This is a genomic window from Hyphomonas sp. (assembly GCF_041689225.1).
Classification (GTDB): Bacteria; Pseudomonadota; Alphaproteobacteria; order Caulobacterales; family Hyphomonadaceae; genus Hyphomonas.
The window spans coordinates 18,910-38,131 of sequence record NZ_JBDNGN010000125.1 but is presented as its reverse complement, the minus strand read 5'-3'; the positions used below and the strand labels follow the sequence as shown (position 1 = coordinate 38,131).

At 60.1% G+C, this 19,222-nt stretch carries 14 protein-coding genes; all 14 read right to left on the bottom strand.

The window, feature by feature from the left end:
• On the bottom strand, positions 1 to 128 hold a 128-nt coding region (locus tag ACESNB_RS12575), incomplete at its 3' end, for a GTP-binding protein (RefSeq protein ID WP_348211176.1).
• Between the two features lie 53 nt (positions 129 to 181).
• Positions 182 to 2,305, bottom strand: coding sequence for an elongation factor G (gene fusA / locus ACESNB_RS12570; protein ID WP_373007811.1), 2,124 nt, complete (start codon positions 2,303 to 2,305; stop codon positions 182 to 184).
• A 90-nt stretch (positions 2,306 to 2,395) separates the two neighbouring features.
• Positions 2,396 to 2,866, bottom strand: coding sequence for a 30S ribosomal protein S7 (gene rpsG, locus ACESNB_RS12565; RefSeq protein WP_373007809.1), 471 nt, complete (start codon positions 2,864 to 2,866; stop codon positions 2,396 to 2,398).
• Positions 2,867 to 2,878: 12 nt separating this feature from the next.
• Entirely contained in the window at positions 2,879 to 3,250 is a 372-nt protein-coding gene (gene rpsL, locus ACESNB_RS12560) for a 30S ribosomal protein S12 (RefSeq protein ID WP_373007807.1), read from the bottom strand.
• Between the two features lie 255 nt (positions 3,251 to 3,505).
• Complete coding sequence (locus ACESNB_RS12555; RefSeq protein ID WP_373007805.1) at positions 3,506 to 3,754, bottom strand: hypothetical protein; 249 nt, start codon at positions 3,752 to 3,754, stop codon at positions 3,506 to 3,508.
• An 80-nt stretch (positions 3,755 to 3,834) separates the two neighbouring features.
• Positions 3,835 to 8,061, bottom strand: coding sequence for a DNA-directed RNA polymerase subunit beta' (gene rpoC, locus ACESNB_RS12550; RefSeq protein ID WP_373007803.1), 4,227 nt, complete (start codon positions 8,059 to 8,061; stop codon positions 3,835 to 3,837).
• A gap of 132 nt (positions 8,062 to 8,193) precedes the next feature.
• The gene (gene rpoB / locus ACESNB_RS12545) at positions 8,194 to 12,330 is read right to left on the bottom strand and encodes a DNA-directed RNA polymerase subunit beta (RefSeq protein WP_373007801.1); all 4,137 of its coding nucleotides are present in this window, start codon (positions 12,328 to 12,330) and stop codon (positions 8,194 to 8,196) included.
• Between the two features lie 153 nt (positions 12,331 to 12,483).
• The gene (gene rplL / locus ACESNB_RS12540; RefSeq protein ID WP_373007799.1) at positions 12,484 to 12,861 is read right to left on the bottom strand and encodes a 50S ribosomal protein L7/L12; all 378 of its coding nucleotides are present in this window, start codon (positions 12,859 to 12,861) and stop codon (positions 12,484 to 12,486) included.
• Positions 12,862 to 12,919: 58 nt separating this feature from the next.
• A complete protein-coding gene (gene rplJ, locus ACESNB_RS12535) occupies positions 12,920 to 13,435 on the bottom strand; it encodes a 50S ribosomal protein L10 (protein WP_373007797.1) in 516 nt (171 codons plus the stop codon).
• Between the two features lie 394 nt (positions 13,436 to 13,829).
• On the bottom strand, positions 13,830 to 14,528 hold the full coding sequence (gene rplA / locus ACESNB_RS12530; protein ID WP_373007795.1) for a 50S ribosomal protein L1: 699 nt from the start codon (positions 14,526 to 14,528) through the stop codon (positions 13,830 to 13,832).
• A 5-nt stretch (positions 14,529 to 14,533) separates the two neighbouring features.
• Positions 14,534 to 14,980 carry a 50S ribosomal protein L11 gene (gene rplK, locus ACESNB_RS12525; protein WP_373007793.1) on the bottom strand — a complete coding sequence of 149 codons (447 nt, stop codon included), beginning with the start codon at positions 14,978 to 14,980 and terminating at the stop codon, positions 14,534 to 14,536.
• Between the two features lie 200 nt (positions 14,981 to 15,180).
• Positions 15,181 to 16,017, bottom strand: coding sequence for a M48 family metallopeptidase (locus ACESNB_RS12520; RefSeq protein ID WP_373007791.1), 837 nt, complete (start codon positions 16,015 to 16,017; stop codon positions 15,181 to 15,183).
• 127 nt (positions 16,018 to 16,144) lie between these two features.
• Entirely contained in the window at positions 16,145 to 17,731 is a 1,587-nt protein-coding gene (locus ACESNB_RS12515; protein ID WP_373007789.1) for a hypothetical protein, read from the bottom strand.
• A complete protein-coding gene (locus ACESNB_RS12510; RefSeq protein ID WP_373007787.1) occupies positions 17,731 to 19,176 on the bottom strand; it encodes a hypothetical protein in 1,446 nt (481 codons plus the stop codon). Before ACESNB_RS12510 ends, ACESNB_RS12515 begins: the two co-directional genes overlap by 1 nt.
• Positions 19,177 to 19,222 lie beyond the last annotated feature (46 nt).

The window sequence follows — 19,222 nt, the reverse complement described above, 5'->3', positions numbered from 1 at the left end:
TCGCCGCCAGACGCCTCGGCCAGGACCATCGAAATGGCCGCCGTCAGCGTCGTCTTGCCATGGTCAACGTGTCCAATCGTGCCGATGTTCACGTGCGGCTTGTTGCGTTCAAACTTTGCCTTGCCCATCGGGCCTCTCCTTCATTCTAACTTCAAAAGACCGGATCGCCGGTCGGGATGGATCAGGAACCTGCGACTTCCTGGATGATTTTCTGCGCTTCAGCTTTTGGCACTTCGTCATAGTGATCGAAGATCATCGTGAACTGGGCGCGCCCTTGCGACATGCCGCGAAGGTTCGAAACGTAACCGAACATGTTGACCAGCGGGACGAAGGCTTTGATCGCCACCGCGTTGCCGCGGGGTTCAGAACCCTGGATCTGGCCACGACGGGAGTTAAGGTCGCCGATCACATCACCCATATAGTCTTCGGGTGTCACGACTTCCACTTTCATGATCGGTTCCATCAGGCGCGGGTCGCCCTTGCCCTTGAGCTCGCGGAATGCGCCACGCGCGGCGATTTCGAAAGCGAGGACCGAGGAGTCAACATCGTGGTAGGCACCGTCAATCAGGATGGCCTTGAAGTCGGTCACAGGATAACCAGCCAGGAGGCCGTTTTCCTTGGCCATGTTCAGGCCCTTCTCGACGCCGGGGATGTATTCCTTCGGAACCGCGCCACCAACGACCGTGTTCTCGAACACAAAGCCGGAACCGGCTTCGAGTGGCTCGAACTGCAGCTTGATGCGGGCGAACTGGCCAGTACCACCGGATTGCTTCTTGTGCGTGTAGTCGATCTCGGTCGCGCGGCCGATTTTCTCGCGATAGGCCACCATCGGCTGACCGATATTGGCTTCGACCTTGAACTCGCGCCTCAGGCGGTCAATCAGGATGTCGAGGTGAAGCTCGCCCATGCCCTTCATGATCGTCTGGCCGGATTCGAAATCTGTTTCGACGCGGAAAGACGGGTCTTCCGCAGCAAGGCGCTGCAGGCCGACCGACATTTTTTCCTGGTCAGCCTTGGACTTCGGCTCGACAGCGATCTCGATCACGGGATCGGGGAAGCTCATGGTTTCGAGGACGACAGGCTTGTTCACGTCACAGACCGTATCGCCGGTCGTGGTTTCCTTGAGGCCGGCGAGCGCAACGATGTCGCCAGCAAAGGCTTCCGTGATCTCGTCCTGCTTGTTGGAGTGCATCATGACCATCCGGCCGACGCGTTCGCGCTTGCCCTTGGTTGCATTCAGGAAGGCATCGCCTTTCGACAGCGTACCGGAATAGATGCGCGTGAAAGTCAGCGTACCCATGTACGGGTCGTTCATGATCTTGAAGGCGAGGCCCGAGAATGGGTCGCTGTCAGAGGCGCGACGTTCAATGTTACGAACTTCTTCTTCGTCGCCAGGCAAGAAGCCAATGTAGGATGGCACATCCAGTGGGCTCGGCAGATAGTCGACGACCGCGTTCAGCATCGGCTGGACGCCCTTGTTCTTGAATGCAGAACCACACATCACCGGCACGAATGCCATGGCCAGCGTACCTTTGCGGATCAGCTTGCGCAGTGTTTTGACGTCAGGCTCGATACCGTCAAGGAAGGCTTCCATGGCGTCATCGTCCTGCTCAACGGCAAGCTCGATCAGGTGCGCACGCATTTCGTCGGCCTGCGCCTTGAGGCTGTCACGCACAGGCTTGAGCACCCAGGATGCGCCGAGATCGTCGCCTTCCCATACCCATTCCTGCATCGTGACGAGATCCACGTGACCGGCCAGCTCGGTTTCGGAACCGATCGGCAACTGAATCGGCGCCGGGATCGCGCCCGTGCGGTCCTTGATCATGCGAACGCAGTTAAAGAAGTCTGCGCCGATCTTGTCCATCTTGTTGACGAACACGACCCGCGGGACCTTGTAACGGTCAGCCTGGCGCCAGACGGTTTCGGTCTGCGGCTCGACACCGGCGTTCGCATCGAGGACGCAGACGGCGCCGTCGAGAACAGCCAGGGAGCGCTCGACTTCGATCGTGAAGTCGACGTGTCCGGGCGTATCGATGATGTTGAAGCGGTACTTGTCGGAGAGTGGCGTCGAGCCATCTTCCGTACGTTCCCAGAACGTGGTCGTCGCAGCAGACGTGATCGTGATGCCACGCTCCTGCTCCTGCTCCATCCAGTCCATGGTCGCGGCGCCATCATGCACTTCGCCGATTTTGTGCGACTTGCCGGTGTAATAGAGGATGCGCTCTGTCGTCGTGGTTTTGCCAGCATCGATGTGAGCGATGATGCCAAAGTTACGATAGCGATCCAGCGTGTATTCGCGGGCCATGTGGGTAAACCTTCGTGTCTGCTTTCCGGGAGGAAATTGTGGCAACTGACGGGCGCGTTACCCTCAGTTGCCAAATAATTCCAGTGCTTATTACCAGCGGTAGTGTGCGAACGCCTTGTTGGCGTCGGCCATGCGGTGCGTATCTTCGCGTTTCTTGACGGCGTTACCGCGGCCTTGGCTCGCGTCCATCAATTCACCCGCAAGACGCTCACGCATCGTGTTTTCGTTCCGGCTGGCGGCCGCGGCCGAGAGCCAGCGGATCGCGAGCGCCTGGCGGCGCTCTGTACGCACTTCAACCGGCACCTGGTATGTTGCGCCACCGACGCGGCGCGAACGCACTTCGACGGATGGGGCGACAGCTTCAAGCGCGGCGTGGAAGATTTCGACCGGGTTCTTCTTGGCACGCGTTTCGACGAGCTCGAAGGCACCATAGACGATGCGCTCGGCAACCGACTTTTTGCCATCGCGCATGATCTGATTCATGAACTTGGTGACGATGATGTCTTTGAATTTCGGATCCGCGAGGACCTGACGCTTCTCTGCACTGTGACGACGAGACATGTAGCGGCCCTCTTATTTCGGTTTCTTCGCGCCGTAATGCGAACGGCGCTGTTTACGGTTCTTGACGGGCTGGGTGTCCAACGCGCCGCGGATGATGTGGTAACGCACACCGGGAAGGTCTTTCACGCGGCCGCCGCGAATCAGCACAACCGAGTGCTCCTGAAGGTTGTGGCCTTCGCCCGGAATGTAGCACAGCGACTCGAACCCGGAGGTGAGGCGCACTTTTGCCACTTTACGAAGCGCCGAGTTCGGCTTTTTCGGGGTGGTCGTGTAAACACGGGTGCAAACGCCCCGGCGCTGCGGACAGGCCTTCAGGGCGGGGGTCTTGGTACGCGATGGCTTTGGCGTACGCGGGTTACGAATTAGCTGCTGGATTGTGGGCATTCGGGCCTTCTGTCTCTTCTGAACTCATGGCCCGATGGGCCGATAACGAAATGATGTCCCGAAGGCTGGAAACAGCTTCCGGGACGGCTTAAAACTTGGGGGCCAGATTGGCCGGTTCGTTCCTGAGCCGGTGCGGTGAACAGGCCTGAACCCGTACGCCTCTCTGACGATTTGTGGCGTGTAAGCCTCTCGGGCGCTGGCGTCAAGGGTCGCGTGCCGCTCAGCCGCAGCAATCTTTGGCGATCCGGCACCTGTCTAGAACGGCAGGCCGACCCTTGCGATGCAGGCGTCGGCTTCGGGTCCGGCGCTGCCCGCCTCCAACTGAGACCGGAAGGCGGAAAGCGCCTCTGCCATGGCGGGTTCCAGGGTCCCCGCCCGCTGGAAATCGCCGGTGCGCAGGACATCCCAGCAATCGGCAATCGCCCAGCTTTCGAGGGAAAGCCCGACCACCAGGCCAATCGCGACAATGGCGCAGGCCGCTCCGATCATGTCGTTCCGTTGCATTGCCAGACCACCCTGAAAAAAAGAAAGCCTGCCTAGGCTGGCAGGCTTTCTGTTCTGTTTCAAGTCGCGTCGAGACCCGACTATTCGTCCGAAGGCTCGGTGACTGGCGCAGGCAGCGCTGCCATGGCGAGATTCGCAGCCTCTTCCTGAGCCTTGGCCATTGCGGCTGCCCGCTTGGCTTTGAGCTTCGTGTCGCGTTCTGCAGCGACGCGGCGGAACTGGCGAATACCGCCGCCCGTACCGGCCGGGATCAGGCGTCCGACGATGACGTTCTCCTTCAGGCCGTCCAGCGTATCGATCTTGCCCTGGATGGCAGCCTCGGTGAGCACGCGGGTCGTTTCCTGGAACGACGCAGCCGAGATGAAGCTGCGGGTCTGGAGCGACGCCTTGGTGATGCCGAGCAGGAGCGGATTGGCCGTCGCTTCGCGCTGGTCCTTCTTGCGGGACTTGCGGACGACTTCATTGGCATCATCGAAGTCGATGATGTCGATATGCTCGCCGACGATGAACGCCGTGTCGCCGCCATCAACGATCTCGACCTTCTGCAACATCTGCCGAACAATCACTTCGATATGCTTGTCATTGATCGGCACGCCCTGCAGGCGATAGACCTTCTGCACTTCCTCGATGAGGTAGTTGGCAAGCGCTTCAACGCCCAGTGTCGACAGGATATCCTGCGGCGCCGGGTTACCGTCCATGAGGTATTCACCACGCTTGATGAAGTCGCCGTCCTGGACGGCAAGGTGCTTGCCCTTCGGCACGAGATAATCGATCTGCTCGCTGCCTTCCTCGATCGGGACAATCGAGACGCGACGCTTGTTCTTGTAGTCACGACCGTAGAGCACCTTGCCATCGACTTCTGCGATGATGGCGTGGTCCTTTGGACGACGTGCTTCGAACAGTTCGGCCACACGTGGCAGACCACCTGTAATATCCCGGGTCTTGGCTCCACCTGTCGTGACACGCGCGAGCGTATCACCAGCTTCGATCTTGTCGCCGTCAGACACGGACAGGATGGCACCGACCGACAGGAGGTAAACAGCATCGGAGCCGTTCGGCAGTTTCACGGGCTTGCCGTCCTTGTCGATGACCTGGATCGACGGCTTGATGTCAGCCGCTTTCGAGGCCGAACGCCAGTCAATCACGACGCGGGACGAGATACCCGTCGCTTCATCGGTTTCCTCACGTACGGACACCGCATCGATCACGTCGATCAGTCTCGCTTCACCGGAGACTTCCGAAACGATCGGCTGGGCGAACGGATCCCAGTCTGCCAGCAGGATGCCGGGCGAGACCTTTGCCTTGTCCTTGACCATCAGGCGCGTGCCATAGGCCGGACGGAAGGACTGACGGGTACGTCCGTCGGCATCGACGATCTCGACCTGCATGCGCCGACCGACAACCACGATGTTCTTGTCCTTGCGGGTAACGTATTCGGCATCCGTGAACCGGACCGTACCTTCGAAGCTGGATTCGACCGACGACTGGTCTGCCACCTGCGCTGCGCCACCGATGTGGAACGTACGCATGGTCAGCTGTGTGCCGGGTTCACCGATCGACTGCGCCGCGATGACGCCGACCGCTTCGCCGCGGTTGACCACGGTGCCGCGGGCAAGGTCACGACCATAACACTGGACACAGATGCCGTTGCGGGCTTCGCAAGTCAGAGCCGAACGCGCTTTCACGATGTCGACACCGCAATTCTCGATCACGTCAGCAAGATCTTCGTCGATATAGGTATTGGCCGGAACAACCAGCGCGCCATCGGCGCCCTTGATATCTTCCGCCGTAACGCGGCCGAGCAGACGCTCACCGAGCGAAACAGTTACATCTGCGCCCTCCATGACGGCCGAGATGTCGATACCCTTTTCGGTGCCGCAATCGTCTTCATTGATGATGCAGTCTTGTGCAACATCGACGAGGCGGCGTGTAAGATAGCCGGAGTTGGCCGTCTTGAGCGCCGTATCGGCAAGACCCTTACGCGCGCCGTGGGTGGAGTTGAAGTACTCCAGAACGGTGAGGCCTTCCTTGAAGTTCGAGATAATCGGCGTTTCGATGATCTCACCCGATGGCTTGGCCATGAGACCACGCATACCGGCCAGCTGCTTCATCTGGTTCTTCGAACCACGCGCACCGGAATCGGCCATCATGTAGATCGAGTTAACCTGGGCCTTACGGTCGCCCTTGGCGACCTGGGCTTCGGCAGCCGAATCCATCATGGCGTCAGCAACCTTGTCCGTACATGTGGACCAGGCGTCGACGACCTTGTTGTATTTCTCACCACGCGTGATGAGACCATCGGCGTACTGGCGTTCGTATTCGGACACGAGTTCCTTGGTTGCTTCGACCAGCCGCTTCTTGGCTGGCGGAATAACCATGTCGTCCTTGCCGAACGAGATGCCGGCCTTGCAGGCCTCTTTGAAGCCGAGCTCCATGATCTTGTCACAGAAGATGACCGTCGCCTTCTGACCGCACAGGCGGTATACTTCGTCGATGATCTTGCCGATCGCCTTCTTGGTCAGCGTCGTGTTGACCATGTCAGGCTGGATGCCTTTGAAACGCGGCAGGATATTCGCAACCATGAAACGGCCCGGCGTCGTTTCGATCACGCGGCGCCATGGCTTGCCCTCGTCATCAACGCCTTCGTACATGGCCTTGATCTTGGAGTGTAGCGACACGAAGCCGTTGTCGAGCGCCTGCTCGATTTCGGCGAGGTCCGTGAACATCATGCCATTGCCGACCTCTTCTGCCCGGTCGAGCGACAGGTAGTAGAGACCCAGGATGATATCCTGCGACGGAACAATGATTGGCTTGCCGTTGGCTGGCGACAGGATGTTGTTGGTCGACATCATCAGCACGCGGCATTCCAGCTGGGCCTCAAGGCTCAGCGGAACGTGAACGGCCATCTGGTCACCGTCGAAGTCGGCGTTGAACGCGGCGCAGACCAGCGGGTGAAGCTGGATGGCCTTGCCCTCGATCAGCTTCGGTTCAAACGCCTGGATGCCGAGGCGGTGAAGCGTCGGCGCACGGTTTAGCATGATCGGGTGCTCGCGGATAACCTCATCGAGGATATCCCACACTTCCGGCTTTTCTTTCTCGACCAGTTTCTTGGCGGCTTTCACCGTGCCGGCGAGGCCTTTCGCGTCGAGACGCGCATAGATGAACGGCTTGAACAGTTCGAGCGCCATCTTCTTGGGAAGGCCGCACTCGTGCAGTTTCAGGTTCGGGCCCACCACGATGACAGAACGGCCGGAATAGTCGACGCGTTTGCCGAGAAGGTTCTGGCGGAAACGACCCTGCTTGCCCTTCAGCATGTCGGAGATGGACTTAAGCGGGCGCTTGTTGGTGCCGGTGATCGTGCGGCCACGACGGCCGTTGTCGAACAGGGCATCAACCGATTCCTGCAGCATCCGCTTTTCGTTGCGAATGATGATGTCCGGCGCGCGAAGCTCCATCAGGCGCTTCAGGCGGTTATTCCGGTTGATCACGCGGCGATAGAGGTCATTGAGGTCGGACGTCGCGAAACGGCCACCATCAAGCGGTACCAGCGGACGAAGGTCCGGTGGAATGACCGGCACGACTGTCAAGATCATCCATTCGGGCTTGGCGCGCGAAGTCAGGAAGGATTCGACAACCTTGAGGCGCTTGGACGCCTTCTTGGTTTTCAGTTCCGACGTCGAATCGCGCAGGTCGTCGCGCAGCGTTTCGGCGAGCGTCGGGAGATCCAGATTGCGCAGGATCTCGCGGATCGCCTCGGCGCCGATCATGGCCGTGAACGCGTCTTCACCGAGGCTGTCCTGGGCATCCATGTATTCTTCTTCCGTTAGGAGCTGCTTGGGCTCCAGTTCGGTAAGACCGGGTTCGATGACGACATAGCTTTCGAAGTAGAGCACGCGCTCCACGTCTTTCAGCGCCATGTCGACCAGGGTCGAGATCCGGGACGGCAGCGACTTGAGGAACCAGATGTGCGCGACAGGCGCAGCAAGGTCGATATGGCCCATGCGCTCGCGCCGGACACGCGCCAGCGTCACTTCAACACCGCACTTCTCGCAGACGATGCCGCGATACTTGATGCGCTTGTACTTACCGCAAAGGCACTCGTAGTCTTTCACGGGACCGAAGATGCGTGCGCAGAACAGGCCGTCGCGCTCAGGCTTGAACGTCCGGTAATTGATGGTCTCGGGCTTCTTGATCTCGCCCGATGACCACGAGCGGATCTTTTCCGGGCTCGCGATCGAAATGCGGATCGCCTCGAAAGTCGGGGCGGGTGTATTCGGGTTGAAAATGCTGGCGACGTCCTGGCGCATGGGTGTCTGCTCCTTGGGTGGGCGATGTTATCGGGGCAATGGGGCCCCTGCCCTCATGAAATTTTGTGTCGAGCGTGACGCCCCGCAAAAACGATTCTCGTCTCGCGGGGCGCCCCGTATTTCGCGTACTCTCTACTCGGCAGGCACCGTGGACTCTTCGTCCTCGTTTTGGCCGTTGTCTTCCTCGATCAGCTCCACATTGAGACCGAGCGAGCGCATTTCCTTGATCAGGACGTTGAAGCTTTCAGGGATGCCTGCTTCGAACGAATCATCGCCACGAACGATCGACTCGTAAATCTTCGCACGGCCCGCCGTATCATCCGACTTGACCGTCAACATTTCCTGCAGCGTGTACGCAGCGCCGTAAGCTTCGAGTGCCCACACTTCCATCTCACCGAAGCGCTGGCCGCCGAACTGCGCCTTGCCGCCCAGCGGCTGCTGGGTAACGAGCGAGTAGGGTCCGGTTGAACGCGCGTGGATTTTCTCGTCCACAAGGTGGTGAAGCTTGAGCAGGTACTTGTAGCCGACCGTGACCGGCCGGGCGAACTGGATACCCGTCCGTCCATCGAACATCTTCACCTGGCCAGACGTGTCGAGACCGGCACGAGTCAGCAGGTCGTTGATGTCGTCCTCACGGGCACCATCGAAGACCGGTGTCGCAATCGGCACACCGTTACGCAGGTTTCCGGCCAGTTCGACGATCTCGTCGTCGGTTTCAGGCAGCTCCTGTTCCTTGCCATAGGCAGTGACCAGGGCGTTACGCAAGGCCTTCATGTCATGCTTCTGGTGGAATTCTTCCAGGGCCTGATCGATGATGCGGCCAAGACCGCGGCATGCCCAACCCGTATGGGTCTCGAGAATCTGACCGACGTTCATGCGCGAAGGCACGCCCAGCGGGTTCAGAACGATATCGACGGGTGTGCCGTCCTCAAGGAAAGGCATGTCTTCGCTTGGGTTGATCTTGGAGATCACACCCTTGTTGCCGTGACGGCCAGCCATCTTGTCACCCGGCTGAAGCTTGCGCTTCACGGCCAGGAAGACCTTGACGACCTTCATAACGCCCGGAGGCAGGTCGTCGCCGCGCTGGACCTTGTCGACCTTGTCGTTGAAGCGGGCTTCAAGCTCATGGATCGAGCCGTCGAACTGGACGCGCAGGGCATCAAGCTCGGCCTGGGCCTTCTCGGATTTCAGGGCGACGTCCCACCACTGGCTTTCGCTCAGCTCTTCAAGCGCAGCAGCCGCAATCCGGCCCGGCTTGAAGTTTTTCGGTCCCGCAACGGCTTCCTTGCCGGTCAGCAGGTCAGCCAGACGGGCATATGTGTTGCGCTCGAGGATGGACTGTTCGTCTTCCTTGTCTTCCTGGAGCTGCTCGATCTGCTCGCGTTCGATCTGAAGCGCACGCTGGTCCTTGTCGATACCGTGGCGATTGAAGATGCGGACATCCACAACCGTACCGGCGTCGCCAGGAGGCACGCGAAGCGACGTATCGCGAACATCGGAAGCCTTCTCGCCGAAGATGGCGCGGAGGAGTTTCTCTTCCGGCGTCATCGGGCTTTCGCCCTTCGGCGTGACCTTGCCGACGAGAATGTCGCCAGCTTTCACTTCAGCACCAACAGCCACGATACCCGCTTCGTCGAGGTTACGCAGGGCTTCCTCGCCGACGTTCGGAATGTCGCGCGTGATCTCTTCCGGTCCGAGCTTCGTGTCACGGGCCGCGATTTCGAACTCTTCGATGTGGATCGACGTGAACACGTCATCCTTCACGATGCGTTCGGAGATCAGGATCGAGTCTTCGAAGTTGTAGCCGTTCCAGGGCATGAACGCGACGAGCACATTCCGGCCAAGAGCCAGCTCGCCGAGGTCGGTCGATGGACCGTCCGCGATGATGTCGCTCTTCGTCACCACGTCGCCCACTTTAACGATCGGGCGCTGGTTGATACAGCTGTTCTGATTCGACCGGCGGAACTTGGCCAGACGATAGATGTCGACGCCCGATTTCGAGCCCTCGAGATCTTCGGTTGCCCGAACCACGATGCGGAGTGCGTCAACCTGCTCGACCACGCCCGCCCGGCGGGCAATGATCGCTGCGCGGCTGTCGCGGGCCACGATGGATTCCATGCCTGTGCCGACGAATGGCGCTTCGGACTGGACCAGCGGAACGGCCTGACGCTGCATGTTCGAACCCATGAGGGCGCGGTTGGCGTCATCGTTTTCAAGGAACGGAATGAGCGAGGCAGCAACAGACACAACCTGCTTGGGCGAGACGTCCATGAACTGGATGTCGTCCTTCGACACCATGGTGGCTTCGCCGGCGACCCGCGCGTTGACGAACTCGTTCTGGAGTTCGCCCTTGTCGTTGACCGAGGCATTGGCCTGCGCGATCGAATAGATCGATTCTTCCATGGCTGAGAGGTAGACGACCTCGTCAGTCTGCTTGCCGTTCACGACCTTGCGGTAAGGGCTTTCGATGAAACCATACTTGTTGATCCGCGCATGCGTGGCCAGTGAGTTGATCAGGCCGATGTTCGGGCCTTCCGGCGTCTCGATCGGGCAGATACGACCATAGTGGGTCGGGTGGACGTCGCGGACTTCAAAGCCGGCGCGCTCACGCGTGAGACCACCAGGGCCAAGCGCCGAAAGGCGCCGCTTGTGGGTGATTTCCGACAGCGGGTTCGTTTGGTCCATGAACTGCGACAGCTGGGACGAGCCGAAGAATTCACGCACAGCGGCCACAACGGGTTTCGCGTTGATCAGGTCATGCGGCATGACTGTGTCGATATCGACCGAGCCCATCCGCTCCTTGATCGCGCGCTCCATGCGCACGAGACCGATGCGATAGTTGTTTTCCATCAGCTCGCCGACCGAACGCACCCGGCGGTTGCCGAGATTGTCGATATCGTCGATCTCGCCCTTGCCGTCCTTCAGGTCGAGAATGACCTTCATGACGCCGAGGATGTCATCATTGCGCAGGACGCGCATGCTGTCTTCTGCCGCTTCGTAGCCTTTGACGGCGACGCTGAGGCGCATGTTCATCTTGACCCGGCCAACCGCCGAAAGGTCATAGCGCTCCGGATCGAAGAACAGCTGGCCGAACAGGGCATCGGCCGCATCCTGCGTCGGCGGCTCGCCGGGACGCATCACGCGGTAGATGTCGGACAGCGCTTCGAAGCGCGTTTCGTTCTTGTCGGCCTTCAGCGTGTTGCGCAGCCAGGGGCCGCGGCCGGACGCGTCGATATCGAGGACTTCGATCGTCTTGATGCCGTATTCGCGCATCTCGGCGATGACTTCCTCTTCGAGCATGTCGCCAGCTTCACCGAAGATTTCGCCGGTTTCCATGTTGACGACGTCACGCGCCAGGAATTTGCCAACCAGGGCCTCGGACGGGACAAGGATCTCGTCCGTCCCGGCTTCGGCAATACGCTTGGCTTTCAGCGCGGTGATCTTCTTGCCGGCTTCGGCGACTGATTTCTTCGACTTCGCGTCGATCAGGTCGAACTCGGGCTTGAGACCCTTCCAGGCCTCCGAACGGAAACCCGTGATCCAGCCCTTCTTGTCCAGGCGATAGATGGAGTGGGTGTAGAACAGGTCCAGGATCTGCTCGGTGTCATAGCCGAGCGCATAGAGCATGGTCGTCGCCGGCAGCTTGCGCTTGCGGTCGATACGGATGTTCAGGACGTCTTTCGCATCAAACTCGAAGTCGAGCCACGAGCCGCGATAAGGAATGATACGGGCCGTAAACAGGAGCTTGCCGGACGTGTGGGTCTTGCCCTTGTCGTGGTCGAAGAACACGCCGGGCGAACGGTGCATCTGCGAAACGATCACGCGCTCCGTGCCGTTGACGACGAACGTACCCTTGTCGGTCATCAGCGGGATGTCGCCGAGGTAGCATTCCTGCTCTTTGACTTCCTTGACCGAGCGAGCGCCCGTGTCCTCGTCAATGTCGAAAACGACCAGCTGCAGACGGACCTTGAGCGGCGCCTGATAGGTCAGGTCGCGCTGCATGCACTCTTCAACGTCAAACTTCGGCGTTTCGAACTCGTAGTTGACATACTCGAGCGTCGCGCGCTCGGAAAAATCTGAAATCGGGAACACCGATTTGAAAACACCTCCGAGCCCATCGTCCGTGCGCTTGTCGCGCGGCGTGTGCATCTGAAGGAAGCTCTCGTAAGAATCGCGCTGAACCTCAATCAGGTTCGGCATTTCAATGGCTTCGGGAATGCGCCCGAAGGACTTGCGGATACGTTTCTTTTCCGTGAAGGAGAGTGCCATCCCAGGATCCCAATTTTGTCCGTCCGGGCCACATGGCCACAGACCTTATCACTAGAACGCGAGTTCGCGGCGGCCCCAGAAGAGACCGCCGCGCATTTCTTAGATAGGACAGCGCCTCGCGCGAACGCTTTCCGAATTTGAAGAAGCAGATGCTTACTTGAGCTCGACGGTTGCGCCGGCTGCTTCGAATTTCTTTTTGATCTCTTCGGCTTCTGCCTTGGAGACGGCTTCTTTGATTGCCTTAGGAGCAGCTTCGACCAGGTCTTTTGCTTCTTTCAGGCCGAGAGCCGGAACGACATCGCGAACGGCTTTGATGACGTTGATTTTCTTGTCACCAGCCGACACGAGAATGACGTCGAATTCGGTTTGCTCTTCAACAGCGGCAGCCGGAGCGGCACCGGCAGCAGCGGCAACAGCCACGGGTGCAGCGGCAGAAACGCCCCACTTTTCTTCGAGCATCTTAGCGAGCTCAGCAGCCTCAAGAACGGTAAGGGCCGAAAGGTCTTCGACAATCTTTTCGAGATTTGCCATTGTTTGATATCCTGTTTGGTTCGGTTGTTAGTATAAATATGTCGCGAAAACGAGTGCCTTAGGCGGCGTCTTTCGACGCGTAAGCCGACACCACACGGGCAAGCTGGCTGGCTGGGGCCTGAATAACGCCAGCGATTTTCGTCGCCGGTGCCTGCAGGAGGCCAACAAGTTTGCCACGGAGCTGATCGAGAGAAGGAAGTTTCGCGAGAGCCTGAACGCCATCGGCATCCAGGACCACGTCACCCATCACGCCACCGATGATGATGAATTTCGCATTGTCTTTCGCGAATTCATCCGCTGCTTTCGCAGCCGACACCGGATCAGGTGAGTAGGCAATTGCCACAGGACCCTGGAACAGGGCCTGGGCATCGTCGCCACCTTGTCCGCCTAGCGCAATTTTCGCCAGACGGTTCTTGACCACCTTAAGCTGACCGCCGTCCTTACGAAGGGCGCCGCGCAGCTTTGTCATTTCCGCAACGGTCATTCCGGAATAGTGCGTCACGATGACAGCACCGGACTCTGCAAAAACCCCTTTCAGGGCCTCCAGAGCCACAGATTTTCCAGCTTTATCCATAGCGGGTCTCCAGTAGAGGCGCCCGGACCATCCGGCCGCCCTGGTAATCGCCTTCCGCCCGAAAAAGAGCTTCCAGCGCCTGCCCAGGGATTGGCCTGCCCGGAATAGCTGCCCGAGGAAAATACCCCAAACACCCGAACCGTTTCAACGCCTCACCCCGTCTGCATAGGTGGCCAAAATGCCTTTATCTCGCCCGAAGGTTTGACCTATGGTCTAGGACAGGAAAACGGGAGGCCGCCGATACACATCGGTGATCTCCCGTCAAGAGAGGTCTGTTAACGCTTTATCCAAAGGCCTGCAACCCCTTTGAGTGAGAAAATGTGCACCTGCAAGAAAAAGCCCGACCCCAATAAATGGCCGGGCTTTTTGTATACTTGCGATGATCCGCTGAGGATCAGGCCGATTTGGCCTCGGACGTATCGATCAAAACACCCGCGCCCATCGTGGAAGACAGGGAGATCTTGCGAACGAACGTGCCTTTTGCACCGGTCGGGCGGGCCTTGACGAGCGCGCCGAGGAACGCGTTCACGTTCTTCTCGATGTCGTCCTGGCTGAAGCTGGCCTTGCCGATACCGGCATGGATGATACCGGCCTTTTCGACACGGAACTCGACAGAACCGCTTTTCGCATCCTTGACGGCCTGCGCGACATTCGGCGTCACGGTGCCGACTTTCGGGTTTGGCATCAGGCCGCGCGGGCCGAGAACCTTGCCGAGGCGACCGACGACAGCCATCATGTCCGGCGACGCGATAACGCGGTCGAAGTCCATGAAGCCACCCTGGATTTTCTCCATCAGGTCTTCTGCGCCGACAAAATCAGCGCCTGCAGCCCGAGCTTCGTCTGCCTTGGCGTCCTTGGCGAACACGGCGACGCGAACGTCCTTGCCTGTGCCCGACGGGAGGTTGACCACGCCGCGGACCATCTGGTCGGCATATTTTGGGTCAACACCGAGGTTTACGGCGATATCGATGGTTTCATCGAACTTCGTCTTGGCGTTGGCCTTCACGAGCGAGACAGCCTCGCTGACAGTGTAGGCCTTTTCGCGATCAACTGATTCAGCGATTGCGCGAGCGCGTTTTCCTGGTTTCGTCATTGTTCTTACTCCACCACTGTCAGGCCCATTGCACGGGCAGAACCGGCAATGATCTTGGACGCTGCGTCGAGGTCGTTCGCGTTGAGGTCTTCCATCTTCATTTCCGCGATTTCGCGAACCTGCTTCATGGAGACAGAGCCGACCGTGTCATAGCCGGGCTTCTTCGAGCCGGAAGCGGGCTTCTTGCCGAGCTTCAGGCCGGCAGCCTTCTTCAGAAGCACCGACGCGGGCGGCGTCTTCGTGACGAAGGTGAATGATTTGTCCTGATAATACTGGATCACGACAGGAATCGGCAGGCCTTCTTCAAGGCCTTGCGTCTTGGCGTTGAACGCCTTGCAGAATTCCATGATGTTGATGCCGCGCTGACCGAGCGCTGGGCCGACGGGCGGGGAAGGGTTTGCCTTGCCTGCGGGAATCTGGAGCTTGATCTGCCCCAGCAGTTTCTTAGCCATTGTGTCCTCACAATTGTTACGAGGGGACGGTGGTCTTTCGATCCGTCCCGATTGGGTATCGAGGTTCCGCGGTTCGGCTGGCTGGCCTTCCGCAGAAGCGCGCGTATGGCCCAATCATCCCCGGCGGTCAAGCGGCCCGGATGCAAAAGCCCGGACGGCGCGAGCCATCCGGGCTTTTTTGGTCGCCATCAATCGGACGGCTACATCAAGGCATAACCGCGCGCATTGATATACTGGCGCAGGGCCGTTGCGCGGTTGGCCGGGTCCGGGTGGGTCGACATGAATTCCGGCGGCCGCGAACCGGTCGAGTTTGCATCCATCAATTCCCACAGGCGCACCGACTGGGTCACGTCATAGCCGGCATTGTGCATGTAATCGACGCCAAGCTTGTCCGCTTCCAGCTCGTTGGAGCGGCTGTAGGGCAGGATCACGCCATACTGGACAGCTGCGCCGCCAAGGGCGCCGATCGCCGCGCCATACTTGCCGAGGGTCTCGGATTGGCCGACGGCGATCTGGCCCGCCATCAATCCGACCTGCGCTGCGGTCTGGATCGAGTAGCGCTCTGCCGCGTGGCGCGCGATGACATGGCCGGTCTCATGGCCCAATACCGAGGACAGCTGGTCGTCATTCTCTGTGAGTTCGGTGATACCCCTGTAAACGCCCACGCGGTTGCCAGGCATCACGAAGGCATTGACGTCGTCGGTGTCGAACACGGCCACATCCCATTGCTCATTCTGCTTGCCGGCGCCCGCTGCCGTCCGGTTCCAGACATTCAGAACGCGGTTCTTGAGCGCTGTATTGGATGTTTGCGGTGTCTCAGCCTTCATGTCGGTCCATGCGGCCGCCGCCATCGTCGCAATCGCGTCGTCGCCTACCAGCAGGAACTGGCTGCGTCCGGTTGCAGGATTGGTCGTGCAGCTCGAAATGAGCGGAAACACCGTCCCCGCGGCCAGGCCGCTGATAATGCCGCGCCGGGACAGGTTTATCCGCGGGGCGTCTTCGAGAATCTTGCTGTCAAATTCGATCCGTTCAGTCATCTCAATCTCCGTTGCGGTCGGGCGCAGAGGGTACCCATCGGCCGCCAAATTGCAATCTGGAAGGCCCCCTCACAGCGCCCAAACTGGGCGATCAAGACTGAACCTGTAATGAATAAAGGTCCGGCCCCTACTCGTCCGCGACGTCTCCGGACAGGATTGCGGCCTGTTCAACCCAGCCTTCGCGGGAAATCCGACCCGAGAAATTCAGGTGGTGATCGACCCAGGCAATGTTTTCCGGGCTCCAAGCCGCGATCTGGTCATAGTGGAAGACGCCGAGTTCGTTCAGCACTTCCTGTATCTTGGGGCCGATACCGCCAATGATGGTCAGGTCATCAGGCGCATCGGCGACCGGCTTTTCAAGCGCGATGGGCCGTTCCGCCTCGATCTCATCCTCGGCCTCGTCCGACTCCCCGGCGTCATCTTCATCGTCCGAATCCAGGTCTTCCTCGTCGACGTCATCTTCGTCGACGGCGTCTTCGTCGATGTCGCCCTCTTCGGAATCGTCATCATCGTCTTCTTCAGCGTCATCAGCGTCATCATCGTCATCATCGTCGTCATCGACGTCTTCATCATCGGCTTCGTCGTCTTCGTCGTCTTCTTCAGCATCATCATCGGACTCGTCGTCGTCTGAATCATCATCATCCGATTCATCGTCTTCGGACTCGTCGTCTTCATCCGACTCATCATCCGAATATGCGTCCTCGTCTGACTCGTCGTCCAACTCTAGCGCGTCTTCATCTTCCTCCACCCCGTCCTCATCTTCGCCGACCTCGTCCTCGTCGTCCGCCTCGGCTTCATCCTCGTCATCCGGTTCAGCCTCGTCTTCGAATTCGTCAGCCAGGTCGGTCTCGCCGGCATCGGCTGCCGCATCCGCCTGTTCCAGTTCGGTCAGGATGGCATCGGTGGCCGAGACCCGTTCGGCGCCGTCATCCAACGAGGACTCGTCCGCATCCTCCGGAGCGTCATCTGCCGCAGACGCAGAATCCCCTTCAAAATATGCGATCCGCCCCTCGAGAAAGCGATTGCGCCAGCGCAGCCGCGCAAGTTCTTCATTGGCGTCGGCTCCGGCAGCGGATTGGGCCGGGCTGGCATCAGCGGCGGGCTGGGCGGCAAGTTCGGCCTCGAGCGCCTCGACGCGCTGCTTCAGGAAGTCAGCCTGCCATTTCAGCTTGTCGGCCTGCGTTGCATCCGATTCGGGCGCCATACCGGCGACCGTTGCCGCGCCCGCGACTGTGGCAGCTGCTGCAACGGCCGGCTGGTGCAGCGCCGACTCCAGGTGCCGCACGCGGCTTTCGAGATGACGGTTGCGCCAAACCAGGCTTGGCTCTTCGTCAGCCGCAATCGTTGCAGGCCTGGCCGAGGCAGCCGCCAGCGCAGTGGCCGATCCACGGCCAGCGCTTGTCTTCAGCGATTCCAGTTCGGCTTTTGACCGCGACAGTTCAGACGAGAGCTCCGCCATCCGCTTTTCGCGCACATTGAGTTCTGCCTTCAGAGCCGGGTCGCTCGCGCCGGGGGCCGTATTGCGCTGCGCGGCGTACAGGCCCTCGATTTCGGCCTGCGCCTGTTCCAGTTCCGTCCGGGCGACATCGCGGTCGACGCGCGCCGTGCGCAGCTTGCCAACCAGCAGGATGCCGCGAACAGACCATCCAAGGAGGAGCGCGAGCAGTCCAACAGCGGCAAGCGCCATCCACATGTGCGTGAGTAGCCAGGACATTATTCGCTCCGTTCTAGAACAGTGATTTCAATCTGCCGAATGTCTGCCCCGGCGTCAGCAGAATCAATAGCCTGCTCCGCGATGCCGGGGCCATAGCCAATCGCAGACAATCGGCCGGCATCGATGCCGGCTGCGGTGAGAAAATCAGCCATGAAGGTGGCGCGGGCCTTGCCCAGTTCCACGTCGGCCCGCGCGGCGTTCATGGCATCGCCGTCGCCGACAATGGTGAAATCCAGGGACAGCTCGCAGACATGAGCGCCAGCAGCCAGCCGGTCGAGCGCATCGCCACTGTCACGACCGGGGGCTGCAGCGCCGGCAGCGAAGGTGATCGGGCTGGCATCGAGCAGGGTGGACACGAGGCCTTGGCAGGCGTCGCGCGCGAACGGCGCAGGGCCGGCGGCAGACGGTGCGGGCAAGTAAGTGTCAACGAGCAGGTTTGCCGAATAGGCGCCTGAGAGGCCCGCCAGGTCTTCGCGCAGGTATGCGAGCGCGCTGGGGCTGGACTGTCCCGCAATATAGAAGCCCGACCCTTCCGGGTCGAAATCCATCTCGCCATTCTGGAACCTGACAAATTGCTGCAGTCCCCGCCGGACTCCGTCCATCCATCCGGGGAAGGACTGGTCGGCAATCACCATCTCGTCGGTAATATCGCCTTTGAAATGTTTGCGCGCGAGCGTCAGGATTTCGCGGCGCTCGGATTCACTCGACACGTTGCCCTTCAGCACGAGGCCCGATTCCGACACGCGCGCCAGCCAGAGCGACGCGCCACGGATCATCGGCTCGCCCTTGAACGGGGCTGCGACATTGCTGATCTCGGCCTGCACCTTGGCGCGCACCTCCGGATCAACAGACACGCCATTCACGCGCAGCCGCCTGTCATGCAGGCTGACCTCGCCCGAGCTGAGCCGCGCCAGTTGCTGGAGGCCGAGACGCGCCATGCCCTGCCAGTTGCCAGCCGGTGCGCCGGTTGCGAGTTGCATTCGGTCTTCGACATTCGCGCCGCCCGAAAGCAGCGTCGCCTCGCCAAGCAATGCCTTGCGAATGGCCTTGGAGGGGACGTGGCCGGAGAGGACGAAGGCGCCTTCCGGCGTCTTTTCCCCGCGCCAGACAAAGGGCGACACGGGCGGTGCACTGTCGGCGGCATTCTCGACCTGGGTCACGCCGCCGAAGATCAGGCCACCGGGGCCGTCAGCGCTGAGAACGATCAGCGCAGCGTCGCGAACGGCATCGGGTGACGGGGCCTTTCCGGAGAGCACGGCGTGCTGGCCATCCATGTTGACGACGGCCCAGTCCATGCCCGCAGCCTTGAGCGCGGACGAGGTTTCCTGCTGAAGACGAAACTGCAGGTTTGCAGCATTCTGCGGTGACTGGTAAACGCCCCACCAACTCGCGGCGACAAGACCGGCGAGCGCCAGTAGAGCGAACAGGTAATCGAGTAGCCTCATTGGGACCCCTCTTATTTTCCTGAAGACACTTCCCTGTGCTCAGGGA

Coding starts and splice junctions, on each gene's coding strand:
- fusA (WP_373007811.1), bottom strand. CDS start 2,305: ATGGCCCGCGAATACACGCTGGATCGCTATCGTAACTTTGGCATCATC.
- rpsG (WP_373007809.1), bottom strand. CDS start 2,866: ATGTCTCGTCGTCACAGTGCAGAGAAGCGTCAGGTCCTCGCGGATCCG.
- rpsL (WP_373007807.1), bottom strand. CDS start 3,250: ATGCCCACAATCCAGCAGCTAATTCGTAACCCGCGTACGCCAAAGCCA.
- ACESNB_RS12555 (WP_373007805.1), bottom strand. CDS start 3,754: ATGCAACGGAACGACATGATCGGAGCGGCCTGCGCCATTGTCGCGATT.
- rpoC (WP_373007803.1), bottom strand. CDS start 8,061: ATGCGCCAGGACGTCGCCAGCATTTTCAACCCGAATACACCCGCCCCG.
- rpoB (WP_373007801.1), bottom strand. CDS start 12,330: ATGGCACTCTCCTTCACGGAAAAGAAACGTATCCGCAAGTCCTTCGGG.
- rplL (WP_373007799.1), bottom strand. CDS start 12,861: ATGGCAAATCTCGAAAAGATTGTCGAAGACCTTTCGGCCCTTACCGTT.
- rplJ (WP_373007797.1), bottom strand. CDS start 13,435: ATGGATAAAGCTGGAAAATCTGTGGCTCTGGAGGCCCTGAAAGGGGTT.
- rplA (WP_373007795.1), bottom strand. CDS start 14,528: ATGACGAAACCAGGAAAACGCGCTCGCGCAATCGCTGAATCAGTTGAT.
- rplK (WP_373007793.1), bottom strand. CDS start 14,980: ATGGCTAAGAAACTGCTGGGGCAGATCAAGCTCCAGATTCCCGCAGGC.
- ACESNB_RS12520 (WP_373007791.1), bottom strand. CDS start 16,017: ATGACTGAACGGATCGAATTTGACAGCAAGATTCTCGAAGACGCCCCG.
- ACESNB_RS12515 (WP_373007789.1), bottom strand. CDS start 17,731: ATGTCCTGGCTACTCACGCACATGTGGATGGCGCTTGCCGCTGTTGGA.
- ACESNB_RS12510 (WP_373007787.1), bottom strand. CDS start 19,176: ATGAGGCTACTCGATTACCTGTTCGCTCTACTGGCGCTCGCCGGTCTT.